This is a genomic window from Geomonas diazotrophica (genome assembly GCF_019063885.1).
Lineage (GTDB): Bacteria > Desulfobacterota > Desulfuromonadia > Geobacterales > Geobacteraceae > Geomonas > Geomonas diazotrophica.
Genome location: NZ_CP077684.1, coordinates 1907926 through 1923801 on the forward strand (window position 1 = coordinate 1907926; position 15876 = coordinate 1923801).

The window sequence follows — 15876 nt, forward strand, 5'->3', positions numbered from 1 at the left end:
AGCCTTAAACCCGTTCCAGGGCGGCACTGAAATCCTCGACGATGTCGGCGGGATCCTCGATTCCCACCGAGACCCGGACCAGTTCCTCGCTCACTCCCATGAGCCTCTTCACCTCGGGGGTATAGTCGGCGCAGATGGTGCTGGCCGGGTGGATCACCAGGGTCTTGGTGTCGCCGATGTTGGCCAGATTCTTGGCGAGCCTGAGGGCGTTGACGAGGCGAAAGGCTGCCGGCTTGTCGGCGAGGCCGAAGGTGAGCAGGCCGCCGAAGCGCCCGTTGAACTGGCGGCCGGCCACCTCGTGAAAAGGCGAGTCCGGCAGCCCCGGGTAGTTGACCCAGGCCACCTTCGGGTGCGACTCGAGAAAGCGCGCCAGTTCGAGCGCGTTGGAGCAGTGGCGCTCCATCCTCAGGGCGAGCGTATCGAGCCCTTCGCCGGACAAAAACGCGTTGAGCGGTGCGGCGCAGGCGCCGAAATCCTTGTGGATCAGCTTGCGTACCCGTGCAGTGAAGGCGAAGTTGCGGTACTTGCGCCGAAACGGTTCGAAGTGGGGAAACCTGTCGCTGCCCCAGTCGAAGCTGCCGGCGTCGATGATGGCGCCGCCGATGGAGTTGGCCGTGCCATTAATATATTTGCTGGTCGAGTGGATGATGATGTCGGCGCCCAGGTCCCGCATGCGTGCCAGGTAGGGCGTGGAAACGGTGGCGTCGACCATGAGCGGGATGCCGCTTTTCTTCGCGATGGCGGAAAACGCCTCGATGTCCGGGACGTCCATCTTCGGGTTGCCGATTGTTTCCACGAAGATGAGGCGCGTGCGCTCGCTGATCCCTGCTTCCAGCGCCCCCAGGTCGGTGGGGTCGAAAAAGCGGGTCTTGATGCCGTAGTTGGCCAGCGTGTCGTGGAACAACGAATAGGTGCCGCCGAAAAGGGAAGCCGAAGAGAGAATCTCGTCGCCGCACCGCACCACGGCCATCACTGCGGTGGTGATGGCTGACATCCCCGAGGAGGTGATCACAGCGGCGATGCCGTTCTCGATCACCGCCAGACGCTTCTCCAACCCCTCCAGGGTGGGATTCCCGATCCTGGTGTAGACTTGGCCGACCGCCCGCCCTTTGAAGACATCCTCCAGTTCCTCTGCGGTCTGGTAGGCAAAAGCCGAGGCCTGCACGATGGGGGGCTTGGTGGCTCCGGAAGGACCCGGTACGGTCCCGCCATGGATGAGCTTGGTATCGAATCTCAGTTGCTGTTCCGCTTCTGCCACATCCCCTCCGCGTTGTCGACCCAGGTCATGTCCGGCGCATGCCGATGCCCATGTCGCGCCGTCCAATTGCGGGGAGGGTAGTTTTTGAAACTCATTTTGTCAAGAAATAAATTGTGATTGTCACAGTTGAGAGCTGTTGTTTGCTTTTGGCCGTTTTTCTCGTGTATCCCGTGTGGGTGCTGCCTTGTATCTCCTTCGAGTGTCAATTCGGTCGCAGGATGCAAAACATGTTGCCATGCATCGTTATCACACATTGTTTACCGTGTGACTGTGGTGCGTGTTGCTGCTGTTGAAAGCTTAATTGACGGTTTGGTGCGACAATGACTGGGCGGAAAAAACCTCGAGTTTGCTTACTCAAGCAGGCAGCACGTGAAGGGGGTGAGATGAGCATCTGCGGTCCGGGAGACGGTAAAACACATCTTGTGGATCAAGTACTGTAATAAAATAGTTGACAATGTTGCAGGTTAAATATAAAAATTACCAAAAACGCCGAGAGATTGCCGCAACAGATGTTAAAGTTGGCGAAGCCAAGGAAGGCAACCCACCCGAAAGGAGATCAACCACCATGTCCCGTATCTACCTAGATAACTCCCAATCCATTGGCAACACACCGCTGGTGCGGCTGAACCATGTGACCAAGGGGGCCAAGGCCACCGTCCTCGCCAAGGTCGAAGGGCGCAACCCTGCCTACTCGGTCAAGTGCCGTATCGGCGCCAACATGATCTGGGACGCCGAGGAACGTGGCGTGTTGAAACCCGGGGTCGAAATCGTCGAACCCACCAGCGGCAACACCGGCATCGCCCTCGCCTACGTGGCGGCCGCACGCGGCTACAAGCTGACTCTCACCATGCCGGAGACCATGAGCATCGAGCGCCGCAGGGTGCTGGCCGCTTTGGGCGCCAATCTGATCCTCACCCCCGGTTCCGCCGGCATGAAGGGGGCCGTCGCCAAGGCGGAAGAGATCGCCGCTTCCGATCCAGCCCGTTATTTCCTGCCGCAGCAGTTCAAAAACCCGGCTAACCCGGCCATTCACGAGAAGACCACCGGCCCCGAGATCTGGGCCGATACCGACGGCGCCGTCGACGTCATCGTGTCCGGCGTGGGAACCGGCGGTACCATCTCCGGCATCTCCAGGTATCTGAAGCACACCAAGGGAAAACCCGTCGTCGCCGTCGCCGTAGAGCCGAAGGAGAGCCCCGTGATCACCCAGAAGCTGGCCGGCCAGGAGCTCAAGCCCGGCCCGCACAAGATCCAGGGGATCGGTGCCGGATTCATCCCGGAAACCCTTGATCTTTCCCTCGTCGACCGTGTCGAGCAGGTTGACAGCAACGAGGCTCTCGAGTTCGCCCGTCGCCTGACCAAGGAAGAGGGGCTCCTGGTGGGGATCTCCAGCGGCGCCGCCGTAGCCGCCGCCGTACGTCTGGCAAACCTCGACGAGTTTGCCGGCAAGACCATCGTGGTCATCCTCCCGGACCTGGCCGAGCGCTACCTCTCCACGGCGCTTTTCGAAGAAGCGTAACCGTCACAACCTCAAGTCTTGTCCCTGGCCCCGGGTTACCTCCCGGGGCTTTTTTTGCGTCTGCCGGTTAGGCGGCATCTATTCCCCGGGAGGACCTGGCGTTATTGCGGTCCTTTTGCAACGCCCAGCGCCACCTTGGCTTGTCCGCGGGCGATGTCGGAGTCCTGCCGGGCAGGTCGCCCGTCATGGTATACGGAATTGTTGACAGTTGCCCCCTCGACCCCTTACACTTACCGGGCTTCATAAGCGTAAGGCTACAGGGATAGAGATGAGAAGTGACAGTACACGCCTCCCCGGTGGCAAGGGGAATATCTTCACGAAATCTTTTTTCGTATTGCTGTCTCTGTCCCTCGTCGGCCTGTTCTTCACCGCGGTCCGCTTCGCCAAGGGGATCGGTGCCGTCAGTAACCTAAGCGACGGTTACCCCTGGGGGATCTGGGTCGCCTATGACGTTGCCATCGGTACCGCCGTCTCTTGCGGCGGCTACACCGTCGCCCTCCTCAGCTATATAATCAACCGCGGCCAGTACCACACCCTGGTCAAGTCGGCCATCCTCACCAGCCTCTTCGGTTCCTTCCTAGCGGCCTCTTCCATCGTTGTCGAGATCGGCCGTCCCTGGAACGCCCACGGGCTTCTGTCCGCCACCAGTTGGCAGCCCAATTCTGCGTTCTTCGAGCTTGTGCTCTGCCTCTTCGGCTACCTGATCGCCCTGAGCCTCGAATACCTCCCCAACCTGCTTGCCCTGATGGGGCGCGGTACGCCCACTTCGCTGCGCACCATCGCGCTCAACTCCCTCATGCGCCGGGGACTGGTCGCCTGGCAACCGGCGGGGGAGGGGAGAAAGCCCGTTGCCTCGCCGCAGCTGGGAACCCTCATCAACCGCGCCCTGATCTGCTCCGCGGTGGCCGGCATCATCCTCCCGACCATGCACCAGTCCGCGCTCGGCTCGCTGATGCTGATCGCCTCGACCAAGCTGCATCCGCTCTGGCACAGCCCCTTTCTTCCCCTGCTGTTCCTGATCAACTGCATCTACTTCGGCTACGCCATCGTCATCTTCGTCTCCATACTGTCCTCGTTCGTGCTGGAGCGCGGCTTCTACAACGCCCAGCTCGCGGCGGTCGGCCGGGTCATCCCCTGGCTGACCATGGCCTGGCTGGTGATCCGCATCGGCGACGTGATGCGCCGGGACCAGGTCCCCGCGGTGTTCCACGGCGATTTCTATTCCATCTTCTTCCTTGCCGAGTGCTTTCTCATGGGCATCGGCGCCATCCCCTTTTTCCGCGTCGGCAAAAAATACTCGCCGCGCCGTTTGTTTCTCGCCGCCGTGGTGATGCTTTCAGGCGGCGGATTGTACCGGTTCAACGTCTACCTGATCGGGTTCAACCCTGGGAACGGCTGGCATTATTTCCCTTCTTTTGCAGAAGTAATGATCGCCGTCGGCATCGTTTCCCTCGAAATACTCGCCTACCAGTTGCTGATCAAACTTCTACCGCCGCTTCCTGCGCAGCAGGCCCGGTATTGAGCATTGCTTTGCCTACTCTCTTTTGCTAACATGGCGCTCGGTTTCGTAGATCAACCGGTTATAGTGGTGGGAAGGGGGATGTTGTTGAAAAAAGCCGGCTGTTTATTGATGTTCTGGTCGTGTCTGCTCCTGTTGGTGGTGCCGGCGCAGGCCCAGAACGATCCCCATCACCCCGGTCACATCATCGAAGGACTGGTGGTCGGTGTCAGTGAAGGGGACCGCCTCACCGTTAACTCCTACGGGACCGAGATCCCGGTCCGCCTCTACGGCATCGCGGCTCCACAGACCGCCAAGATCGACAAGTTCACCGGCTGGTACAAGCAGGGGCAGCCCTACGCGGAGGACGCCTTCCGCGCCTTGTCGCTCAAGGTGTTGCATCAGGTCGTGCGCATAGAGATCCGCGATACTCTCGTCTTCAAAACGGAGCCGACCCAGGTCGCCGTCGCCGTGGTGTACCTGGACGGTCGCAATATCAACCTAGAGATGCTCAACGACGGGTGGGCCTGGGCCTATCGCAAGCTCCTCAGCAGGATCGACCATCCGCACTACATGGGGATCGAACGGATGGCGCGCGCCAAGCGCAACGGTCTGTGGGCCCAGGATGACCCCCAGCCTCCCTGGGAGTTCAAGCCGCGCCTGAAAATAAAAGCCAAGTAGGGCAACTGATCCCCTGCTGCGAGCAGTCTCCCCGCCGGAGCTCTCCGTTCCCCGCCGCCCCCCCTTGTTTCAGGTACCTTTCCGTTGTCCATCGTCAGTTCTCCATGGTCAATTGAGCAAACTCATCCTGTTTACAACTGAATAGAATGACCCGCCCCCGTCGGCGCCCGATTAACCGGCCCGGTCCGTTAAACCTCGTAAGCACCTTTTTCCGCGTCGCTTTGTGGTTCGGTTCCGCAAACAGCTTCGGCGCCCGAAAGAGCACCTTGTTACGAAATTGCGCGTTTTTTTTGTTCCAAAAAATGACGATTGTTAGATATAGTGACAACGTGTCTCGTTCCGGATACGCACTGTTCCAAATCGATCCGCCTTTTTTTCGCTGATCGTAAAAAACCGTCTCATTGTTTTGTATTCAACGCATTACCCGCTCTCCTCATTAGAAATGCTGCCGCGGCATCGCTCCATCCGGTCGTCTTTGGTACCGATCTTGCCTGTGTATACGTTGTCACGGCGCAGTCGCGCCGCGGGCTAAGTGCCAGGTTCAGGAGACAGAGCAATATGGAAATCAGCAAGTTCGTAGCACCGGAAATCATCTTCGGCAGGGGCTCCCTGAGCCAGATCGGCGAGAGTGTCGTGCGCCTCGGGGTCTCCAAGGTCTTCTTGGTCAGCGACAGCGACGTCATCTCGGCGGGCTGGGTCGATACCGCGGTGGATTATCTCCGTGCCGCGGGACTCGATACGGTCATCTTCTCCAGTCTCACCACCAATCCGAAAGACTGCGAGGTCACCGAAGGCGCGGCCAAGTATCTGGCCTCCGGGTGTGACGGCATCGTTTCGGTCGGAGGGGGCAGCCCCACCGACGTCGCCAAGGCCATCGCCACCATCGCCTCCAACGGCGGGCGCCTCAAGGATTACGAAGGGATCAACAAGATCTCCACCCCGCTTCCTCCCATGGTGATCGTCCCCTCCACGGCGGGAGCCGGGTCCGAGGTGAGCCAGTTCACCATCATCGTGGACACCGATCGCAAGCTGAAGATGTCCATCATCTCCCGTTCCCTCATCCCGGACATCGCCATAGTTGATCCGGAACTGCTCAAGACCAAGGATGCCAAGCTCGCCGCCGCCACCGGTGTCGATGCGCTCACCCACGGCATCGAATCCTACGTGTCGCTGGCCGCCACGCCGCTTACCGACATCCACGCTTTGAAGGCGATCCAGCTCATCTCGAAAAACCTGAGAAGGGCCGTCGCCGAGAGAAGCGACATGGACGCCAATACCAACATGGCCATGGCGAGCCTCACCGCCGGGCTTGCGTTCTCCAACGCCATTCTCGGGGCCGCCCACGCCATGACCCACCAGGTCGACGGCCTGCTCGACCAGCACCACGGCGAGACCAACGCCTCCATCCTGCCGCACGTGATGCGCTTCAACCTGCAGGCCTGCCCGGAGCGTTTCCGCGACATCGCCGTCGCCATGGGCGAAGACGTCACCGGCTTGGACCTTGAAGCCGCCGCCGAGCGCTCCATCCAGGCGGTGCAGCGCCTGATCGAGGACATCGGGCTCGCCAAGGGGCTGTCCGAGCTCGGGCTCAAGGAGGAGTTCATCCCCCTTCTGAGCGAGAACGCCACCAAGGACGCTTGCCTGGTCACCAACCCGCGTTTCGCGACCCGCGAGCAGATCGAGCAGATCTACCGCAACGCCATGTAGGCCTGGAGCCGCAAAGGAAGTGCCGTGAAAAACAGGGGCAAACTCCTCGAACAGCTGACCGGTGTCGACTCCTCCAAGCTCAACTACTACGTGGAGCTCAAGAAGAGGAACCAGGACGTTCTGAAACAGAACAGCCGCCTGGAGATACTGCAGCAGCTGACCCGCGACATAAACATCGACATGTCCATCGGCGACATCATCGAGCGCGCCTTCCGTAAACTGCCCGAGGCGCTCCCCTGCGACTTCCTGGCGCTGGCCAAGCTGACCGAAGGGAAGCTCAAGCTGATCGCCATGGCCCCGCGCGACTTCAGCGACCTCGGCTACATCCCCAAGCAGTCCATCCTCTGGAACGCCTTCAGGGACAAGGGGGCGACCAGCTACAACCCGATGCTGGATCCTCTCTGCCTGGCACAAGGGACCAAGAAGCACACCGAGCCGCTGCGCTCCCTCGTCGCGGCCCCGCTGTTCGAACGTTCCTCGGTGACCGGCCTGCTGCTCCTTGGCAGCACCATCGACTCAGCCTACGCCCGTGCCGAGTTGAACTTCGTGCAGCACCTGGCCGACCAGCTCGCCATCAGCATGCAGAACGCGCGGCTGTACAAGCAGGTCTCCCGCGCCAAGAAGGAGTGGGAAGCGACCTTCCGCGCGGTGACCGATCCCATCTTTCTCATCGACACCGATTACAACGTGCTTTTGCACAACGGCCAGCTTCCACCCGGCATGAGCGACGCCTTCAACCAGGCCATCAGCAACAAGTGCTTCGCCAAGCTCAGGGGAGGGACCGAGCCCTGCCAGAACTGCCCGATCCAGGAGATCAAGGAGACCGGGAAGCCCGTGTTCCAGCAGTGGCACACCCCGGAGGGGGAGTTCCTGGAGCTGTCCTACTACCCCGTGTTCAACGAGGAAAAGCAGCTCGCCGCGGTCACCATCATCATGAAGGATGTGACCAAGAAGCTGAAGATGGAGGCGCAGCTGGTGCAGTCCGCCAAGATGGTGGCCCTTGGGGTGATGGCCGCAGGCGTGGCCCACGAGCTGAACAGCCCCATGACCGTCATCATCGGGACCGCGCAGATGCTCGCCCGCGACCTGCAGGGCGAGGAGGATTCCGAGCGCGGCGAGGCACTCTCCGACATCATCAACTGCGGTCTGCGCTGCAAGCGCATCATCCAGAACCTGCTCACCTTCTCGCGCCAGGACCAGGCCCCTTTCTCTCCGGTGGACCTGAACGCCGAGGCGGAGCGGGTGCTGGACATGATCCAGTACCAGATCAACCGCAGCCAGATAGCGATCTTCGAGCACTTCGACCGGGATCTCCCAAAGATCAACGCCAACGGCCCCCAGATCCAGCAGGTGCTGACCAACTTCCTCATCAACGCGCGTGACGCGCTCACCGAGGTTGATGGCAAGGAGAAGGTGATCGAGGTGTCCACCTCGCTGCGGGCCGACGGGAGCCGGCGCTGGGCTGTCCTCAGCGTCACCGACAACGGCATCGGCATCGCGCCCGAGAACGTCTCCAAGATATTCACGCCGTTTTACACCAGCAAGGAGGCCAGCAAGGGGACCGGCCTCGGTCTCTCGGTAAGCCTGGGCATCGCCGAGTCTCACCACGGCGACATCGAGGTGGAGAGCACGTTGGGGCAGGGGAGCTGTTTCAGCCTCGTACTGCCGGTAGATGAAAGCAACGACAAATAGTTGGGAGCAGGCCGTGACAGAATCTCAAATGCAAATCCTGATAATTGACGACGAGAGGGACGTGTGCACCTTTTTCCGCCGCCTGCTGACCCGCAGGGGGTACCAGGTGGTCACCGCGGCCAACGAGCCCGAGGCCCTGGCCGCGCTGGAGGCGGAGCGTTTCAGCGTCGCGCTGGTCGACCTGAAGCTCCCCGACACGGACGGCATCACGCTCCTCGAGATCATCAAGTCGAGGCAGCCGTCCTGTGAGGTGATCATCATGACCGGCTACTCGACGGTCAAGACCGCGGTCACCGCCATGCAACTCGGTGCCTACGAGTACCTGGAAAAGCCCTTCGACGATATCGACCAGATCGAGCAGATGATCGAGCGGGCAGCAGGTGCCGGCGCCGTGCGCGGCAGGGGCAGCGCTGCCCCCGACGAATGGGCCGAGGTGGCCCAGGGGGTAGGCTTCCGGGTCGGCGTATCCCCCCCGATGAAGCGGATGGTGTCTTTGGCCTACAAGGTCGCCGGCAAGGACATCTCCGTCCTGATCCAGGGGAAAACGGGCACCGGCAAGGAGGTGCTGGCGCGTTTCATCCATGCGGCCTCCGCCCGTGCCGGCCAGCCCTTCATCCCAGTCAACTGCGGCGCCCTCCCCGAAAACCTGCTCGAGAGCGAACTCTTCGGCCACGAAAAGGGGGCCTTCACCGGCGCCAACCAGACCCGGCGCGGCATCTTCGAGCTGGCCAACAACGGCACGCTCCTTCTGGACGAGATCGGCGACGCCACCCCGCAGATCCAGGTGAAGCTGTTGCGCGTGCTGGAAACCGGCGAGTTCATGAGGGTAGGGGGGGAGCGTCCCATCAAGACCGACGTCAGGGTGATCGCCGCCACCAACGTGGACCTCGAGCAGGCCATCAAGGAGAAGACCTTCCGTGAGGATCTCTTTTACCGGCTGAACGTGGTGCGCCTTGAGATACCGTCTCTTGCCGAGCGTCACGAGGACATACCTCTTTTGGCCGAGCACTTCGTGCAGCAGTTGAATCGCGACCTGAGGCTTTCCCCCGTCGCGGTGCGCCTGCTGCAGGGGTACTCCTGGCCGGGAAACATCCGGGAGCTTGCCAACGTGATGCGGCGGGCGGTGGTGATCTGCACCGGCGACACCATTCTTCCCGAGCACCTCGGCGGCACCTTTTTGGCCGGACCTTCGGCCCCGTCTCGTTCCGTCACGCAACCGGCGCCGCGTTCCGTCGAACCCGGGTCGAACCTGGCCGGGACCGATCTGGTCGAGCAGTGTCGCAGCTGCGAATGTCTTGAGCGGTTGGGGGCCGAGGAGTTGACCGGGATGCTCTCCTCCCTGCGCCAGGCCCAGTCCAACCTGCTGGCGGTGATGCGGAGAAAGAAGATCGTACCGCCGCTGCACGCCTTGAAAGACTCCGAGGCCGAGACCATCAAGGAGGCCTTGACCCAGTACGACGGCAACATCACCGAAGCCGCCAAGGCCCTTGGCATCGCGCGCAATACCTTGTATCGGAAGATGAAGGAGCTGGAGCTCCCCGGGCGCTAGCAGGCCTTCCCCTCCCCAGCCCCTCCCTCTCCGGGAGGGGACGCCTCCGTCCATCTCTCCGTCCATTCTCCTCCCCCGGAGGGGGAGATCGGGAGGGGGCTTCACCCTTTCATTGCCAAGACCATCTTTTTTTGCAATGATATGGCCCTCCGACGCCGCTGGCGCCGCAATTCCTCCCAACGGAGCCACCTTTGCAGGCCACACTTTTGAAACGCATCGACGCCCTCGCCGGCCCCCTGCTGGCACGCCTCATCCCGAGGCGGCGGCGCGCCGCCGCCTTTGTTCCCCAAAGCATCCTCGTCATCCGCCCCGGCGGCATCGGCGACGCCGTCCTGCTCATCCCGGCGCTGCGCGCCCTCCAGGCGGCCTATCCTTCCTGCCGCATCGAGATCCTCGCCGAGAACAGAAACGCCGCCGTCTTCGAGTTCTGCCCCGGGCTCCACGCCGTGCACCGCTACGACGAGCCGGGCCAACTGCGCGCCGTCCTTGGGCTCCGCTACGACCTCGTCATCGACACGGAACAGTGGTATCGGCTTTCCGCGCTGGTAGCCCGCCTGATCCGTACCCGCCGCTCCATCGGTTTTGCCACCAACGAGCGTAAGCGTCTCTTCACCGACCCGGTTCCCTACGATCTGCAGGAGTACGAGCCCTTTTCATTCTTCAGGCTGCTGGCCCCCCTGGGAATCGAAGCGCCGGCCGAGCTTCCGGTTCCTTTTCTGAGCGTGCCGCCTGCCGCGCGTGAGCGTGCCGCATCCCTCCTGGCGCGCCTTGGAGACCACCCCTTCGTGGCCATTTTCCCGGGTGCGAGCGTGCCGCGCAAAGAATGGGGCGGCGCAAGGTTCCGCCAGGTCGCTGCGTCCGCCGTGCTCGCCGGGTACGCGGCGGTCGTGGTCGGCGGGAAAGAGGAAAGCGACGTCGGCTATGCCATCGCCCGGGCCACCGGTGCCTTGAATCTGGCCGGGGAGGGGAGTCTTGTCGAAAGCGCGGCGGTGATCGCTGCCGCCAGGGTCCTGGTCACCGGCGACTCGGGGCTTTTGCACATCGCGGCCGGCCTCGGCACACCGACCCTGTCGCTGTTCGGCCCGAGCGATCCCCGGAAATGGGCGCCCAAGGGGGATGGCCACCGCGTATTCGCCTCGTCCCTTTCCTGCGCCCCTTGCGCCAAGTGGGGTACCATCCCTCCCTGCACCCACGAGACCCCCTGCGTCGACGCCGACCCCGCAGAGGTGACAAGGACGCTCATGCAGATGCTCAGGGACAGTGAACCGTGAGTGGCGTTAATGCACCGGGCGTCCCGCCCAGCCTCTCTCTTTGCAGCACCGAGCCGGGCGGTCCCTGATGCCGCTTTATTCCACGCAATACCTGCTCTTTTTGCCGCTTGTCTACCTGTTCTTTCGCTGCTGCCGGCACCAGGAGCGCTGGTCCCTCCTGCTGGTGGCCAGCTTCGTCTTCTACGCCTCGCTGGGGGCGTTGTACCTGCCGCTTCTGTTGGCTTTCGCCGCGGCGGCCAACTATGCCTTCGGCATCGGAGTGGGCAAAGCCGCAACTCCGGGTGCGCGGACTGCCCTGTTCTGGACAGCCGTATCGTTCAACGTGCTGATCCTTGCGCTGTTCAAGTACCTCCCCCCCCTGCTGGAGGCTGCGGCCTTGCTGCCGGCCACGTTCGCCAACCTTTTCCCGGCCCCGCCGCCTCCGCTGGTCCTCGTCGGTGTTTCCTATTACCTGTTTCAATGCATTTCCTACCTTGCCGACGTCTACCTCGAGTTGCAGGAACCCGAGCGACACTTGGGCTACTTTGCCCTCTATCTCGCCTTCTTTCCCAAACTCATGCAGGGGCCGATCGAAAGGGGCGCCGATCTGCTGCCGCAGTTGAAACGCCCGTACCGGTTCGACTACCACCTGGCTCGCTCCGGACTTTTGCTGCTCACCTGGGGGTTGTTCAAGAAACTGGTCCTCGCCGACCGCCTGGGGGTGTACGTCGATACGGTCTACGGCAATGTGCACGCCTTTTCCGGACTGCCGCTGCTGCTGGCAACCTACGGCTACGCCTTCCAGATCTATTTCGATTTTTCCGGCTACACCGACATGGCGCTTGGGAGTGCGAGGCTTTTCAACATCGACCTCACGCAGAACTTTAATCGTCCCTATCTTGCCACTTCCGTCGCCGAGTTCTGGCGGCGCTGGCATATCTCCTTCTCCAGTTTCATCCTGGACTACCTGTTCAAGCCGCTGCAGATGCGCTGGCGCTATTGGAGGCAGTGGGGCACCGCAGCCGCCGTCATGGTCGCCTTCCTCGTCTCCGGACTCTGGCATGGGGCACGCTCCGGGTTCCTGATCTGGGGAGGGTTGCACGGGACCTACCTCGCCTGTTCGCATCTTTGTGCGCCGTACCGGAAGAGGTTGCGCCAGGCCCTCGGCGTGCGAAGCGGCTATCTCTTGCAGGCAGGGCAGGTCGTGGCGACCTTCCACCTTGTCTGTTTCGCCTGGATATTCTTCCGGGCCGCCACGGCGCGTGACGCTTTTTACCTGATAGGGAACATCCTTGGGAACGAGCGGGGACTCGCAAGGCTCCTCGGCGCCGGCGGTGAGAGCTCCACGCTCATGCTCGCTTTCGCCGTCGCTCTCGGAGTTTTGGGGCATGGCGTCTGCACCGGAACGAGACGCTTCCCCGGCTGGTTCCGATACCCGGCCTACGCCGCCGTGTTGCTGGCCTGCTTTCGCCTCACCGTCAGCCAGGAAGCCGGCTTCATCTATTTCGGGTTTTGACGCGCATGAAACTCCTGTTCCAAAAGACTGCGCTGGTCCTCGCGCTCGCACTGCTCTTCCAGGTCGGCACGGCCAGCCTCGGTTATCCCCCCCCGGTGCGTCTGGCCATGGAATACGGTCGCTGCCGGGACAAGGTCGTCTTTCTCGGGGACAGCACCGTCGATTCCGCCAGCCGGGACGACGCGGACACGCGTTCCACCGCCGCCTTCCTCGAGGACGCACTTTCGGAACAGGTGGTGGATCTCTCGCACCCGGCATACCACCTGGGCGTATTCCGCTCTTTCGTCGGATACTTCGGTTCCGGATGGGGGCCTAGGGCTCTCATCATTCCCATCAACGTCCGTTCCTTTTCTCCCGAATGGGATCTGCGCCCGGAATACCAGTTCGGTGATGTCTCCCTGATGCTGGAACTTGGGCGGCTTTTCAGCCCCTTGTACCGGCCGATCACCGCCTATCGCGAGTATTTCTCTCCCGCCTCGCAGTGCCCCCCCTGGACCGAGGCGCGAGTCTTCGACGGGAGGCTCCCCGCAGGCAGGGTGCTCGACTACGAGAATATCCAGGGGACAAGGCTCAGCCGGGAAGATCTCAGGAGGAAGGTGCTTTACCTTTACCGCTGCGAGCTGCGCCCGGAACATCAAAAGCTCCAAGCCTTGAGGGAGCTCTGCACGCTGGCCAGGGAGAGCCGGCTCCCCGTTCTCTTCTACGTCACCCCGGTCGACCACGGCTCCATCGAGTCGATCTATGGCGGCAGCACCGCGATCATAGACAGGAACGTCGCGCTGGTCATCGGTGTCGTCACCGGCAACGGCCTCCCCGTGCTCGACCTCTCGCACGCGCTCCCTCCGGACTCTTTTAATTGGAAAGTCAACGGCTATCCCAATGAACATTTGAAAGAGCAGGGGAGGAAGTATGTGGCGGCGGCACTCTCCGGGGAACTGCGCAGGCTCACTGGGCGCCGCTGAAGCAGAGCAGGAGGGCCAAGTACCGGGCGAGGCGTCGACCGGGCGTCGCCGGTCGCTGTCGGAATTTCTCCAATGAGAAAAATTCCTCTCCTTGAAATAAAAGCCTTGACTTTGAAATGGCGAATTGGTACAAAGTCCGAGTTCCACGAAGCAGCAACAAAAACAGGCGCGTAGCTCAGGGGTAGAGCACTAGCTCGACACGCTAGGGGTCGGCGGTTCGAAACCGCCCGCGCCTACCAATCAAAAGAGACCTTCAGTACGAGGTTCGACGGAGGCATCGAGTTTCGATGCCTCTTTCTGTTTGTCACCAGTTTTTCTAAAGGGGTCTTGCATGAACGAGATTAAGGTCACGCTACCGGATGGTTCCCAGAGGCCCTTGCCCGCAGGTTCCTCCATCTTCGATCTGGCCGCTTCCATCGGAGCGGGTCTCGCCAAGGCTGCCATCGCCGGCAAAATCGACGGCAACCTGGTAGATCTCAACACCAAGCTCACCGACGGTGCGCGGGTGGAGATCATCACCGAGAAGAGCCCCGAGGCGCTGGAGATCATCCGGCACTCCACCTCGCACCTGATGGCCCAGGCCGTCAAGGCCCTGTTCCCGCAGGCCAAGGTTACCATCGGTCCCGCCATCGAGACCGGTTTTTACTACGACTTCGACGTCGACCACCCGTTCACTCCGGAAGACCTGGAGAAGATCGAGGCGAAGATGCGCGAGCTCGCCAAGTCCGATCTCAAGATCGAGCGTTCCGAGCTTTCCAGCGCCGAGGCGATCGAACTGTTCAGGAAGATGGGCGAGGATTACAAGGTCGAGCTGATCGAGGATCTCGGCGCCGACAAGGTCTCCCTCTACACCCAGGGCGACTTCGCCGACCTCTGCCGCGGTCCGCACCTCCCCAAGACCTCCTACTGCAAGGCGTTCAAGCTCACCTCCATCGCCGGCGCCTACTGGCGCGGCGACGAGAAGCGCGCCATGCTGCAGCGCGTCTACGGCACCGCCTTCGCCGACAAGAAGGAACTCGACGCCTACCTGGAGAGGATCGAGGAGGCCAAAAAGCGCGACCACCGGAAACTCGGCAAGGAGCTGGACCTCTTCTCCTTCAACGACGAGGTCGGCGCCGGGCTGGTGATCTGGCACCCGAAAGGGGCCATGCTGCGCACCATCCTCGAAGACTTCGAGAGGAAAGAGCACCTAAAGCGCGGCTACGACATCGTCCTCGGTCCCCAGATCCTGAAGACCGAGCTCTGGCAGCGTTCCGGCCACTACGAGAACTACCGCGAGAACATGTACTTCACCACCGTGGACGAGCAGGGGTACGGCGTAAAGCCGATGAACTGCCTGGCCCACATGATGATCTACCGCTCGCAGCTTCGCTCCTATCGCGACCTGCCGCTGCGCTACTTCGAGCTCGGCACGGTGCACCGCCACGAGAGGGCAGGGGTTCTGCACGGCCTTCTGCGCGTGCGCGGCTTCACCCAGGACGACGCGCACATCCTGTGCACCCCGGATCAGCTCGACGCCGAGATCAAGGGGGTCATCCAGTTCGTCACCGAGGTGATGGGGATCTTCGGCTTCGAGTTCGAGATGGAGCTTTCCACCCGTCCCGAGAAGTCGATCGGCTCCGACGACGCCTGGGAGCTGGCCACCAGCGCCCTGCTGAACGCGCTGAAGGACTCCGGCCGCCCCTACGAGATCAACGAGGGTGACGGCGCCTTCTACGGCCCGAAGATCGACATCAAGCTGCGCGACGCACTTGACAGAAGATGGCAATGTGCTACTATCCAGTGCGATTTTACCCTCCCGGAGCGTTTCGACCTCACCTACGTGGACGCGGACGGTGAGAAGAAGCGCCCTGTCATGGTGCACCGGGTCATCCTGGGCGCCATCGAGCGCTTCATCGGTGTCCTCATCGAGCACTTCGCCGGAAACTTCCCGACTTGGCTGGCACCGGTACAGGCGACCGTCCTTACGGTCACCGACAACCAGATCCCGTACGCACAGGCTGCGTTCGACAAGCTGCGCGCGGCCGGCGTCAGGGTACAGAAGGATTTCAGAAACGAAAAGCTGGGCTTCAAGATCCGCGAGGCGCAGCTGCAGAAGATACCGTACATGCTGGTCGTTGGCGACAAGGAGGTCGAAGGCGGCCTGCTCGCACCGCGTTTCCGCGACGGAAAGAACCTCGACGCGATGACACCCGAACAGTTCATCGCGTTCATTGAGAACGAAGTCAAAACCTACAAATAGGA

At 61.8% G+C, this 15876-nt stretch carries 11 protein-coding genes and 1 tRNA gene; 11 read left to right on the forward strand and 1 reads right to left on the reverse strand.

Annotated features, from left to right (window positions below; translation table 11 throughout):
* Positions 1-4: 4 nt before the first annotated feature.
* On the reverse strand, positions 5-1258 hold the full coding sequence (locus KP003_RS08335) for an O-acetylhomoserine aminocarboxypropyltransferase/cysteine synthase family protein (protein WP_216791531.1): 1254 nt from the start codon (positions 1256-1258) through the stop codon (positions 5-7).
* Positions 1259-1823: 565 nt separating this feature from the next.
* Here KP003_RS08335 and cysK point away from each other — a divergent pair.
* From cysK to thrS, 11 genes are all read left to right on the forward strand, one after another.
* Complete coding sequence (gene cysK / locus KP003_RS08340; protein WP_216500711.1) at positions 1824-2777, forward strand: cysteine synthase A; 954 nt, start codon at positions 1824-1826, stop codon at positions 2775-2777.
* A 268-nt stretch (positions 2778-3045) separates the two neighbouring features.
* Positions 3046-4299: a Ni/Fe-hydrogenase cytochrome b subunit gene (gene hybB, locus KP003_RS08345; RefSeq protein WP_216791533.1), complete on the forward strand. Its 1254-nt coding sequence runs from the start codon at positions 3046-3048 to the stop codon at positions 4297-4299.
* Between the two features lie 108 nt (positions 4300-4407).
* Positions 4408-4956 carry a thermonuclease family protein gene (locus KP003_RS08350; RefSeq protein WP_236027098.1) on the forward strand — a complete coding sequence of 183 codons (549 nt, stop codon included), beginning with the start codon at positions 4408-4410 and terminating at the stop codon, positions 4954-4956.
* Between the two features lie 558 nt (positions 4957-5514).
* A complete protein-coding gene (locus KP003_RS08355) occupies positions 5515-6663 on the forward strand; it encodes an iron-containing alcohol dehydrogenase (protein WP_216500714.1) in 1149 nt (382 codons plus the stop codon).
* 24 nt (positions 6664-6687) lie between these two features.
* A complete protein-coding gene (locus KP003_RS08360) occupies positions 6688-8355 on the forward strand; it encodes an ATP-binding protein (RefSeq protein ID WP_216500715.1) in 1668 nt (555 codons plus the stop codon).
* 61 nt (positions 8356-8416) lie between these two features.
* Positions 8417-9904, forward strand: a complete 1488-nt coding sequence (locus KP003_RS08365; protein WP_302467701.1) for a sigma-54-dependent transcriptional regulator — start codon at positions 8417-8419, stop codon at positions 9902-9904.
* Positions 9905-10095: 191 nt separating this feature from the next.
* A complete protein-coding gene (locus KP003_RS08370; RefSeq protein ID WP_216791536.1) occupies positions 10096-11175 on the forward strand; it encodes a glycosyltransferase family 9 protein in 1080 nt (359 codons plus the stop codon).
* Positions 11176-11242: 67 nt separating this feature from the next.
* Positions 11243-12670, forward strand: coding sequence for an MBOAT family O-acyltransferase (locus KP003_RS08375; protein WP_216791538.1), 1428 nt, complete (start codon positions 11243-11245; stop codon positions 12668-12670).
* A gap of 5 nt (positions 12671-12675) precedes the next feature.
* On the forward strand, positions 12676-13632 hold the full coding sequence (locus KP003_RS08380) for a hypothetical protein (protein ID WP_216791540.1): 957 nt from the start codon (positions 12676-12678) through the stop codon (positions 13630-13632).
* A 164-nt stretch (positions 13633-13796) separates the two neighbouring features.
* A tRNA-Val gene (locus tag KP003_RS08385) sits at positions 13797-13871 on the forward strand.
* 92 nt (positions 13872-13963) lie between these two features.
* Positions 13964-15874, forward strand: coding sequence for a threonine--tRNA ligase (thrS, locus tag KP003_RS08390; RefSeq protein WP_216500720.1), 1911 nt, complete (start codon positions 13964-13966; stop codon positions 15872-15874).
* Positions 15875-15876 lie beyond the last annotated feature (2 nt).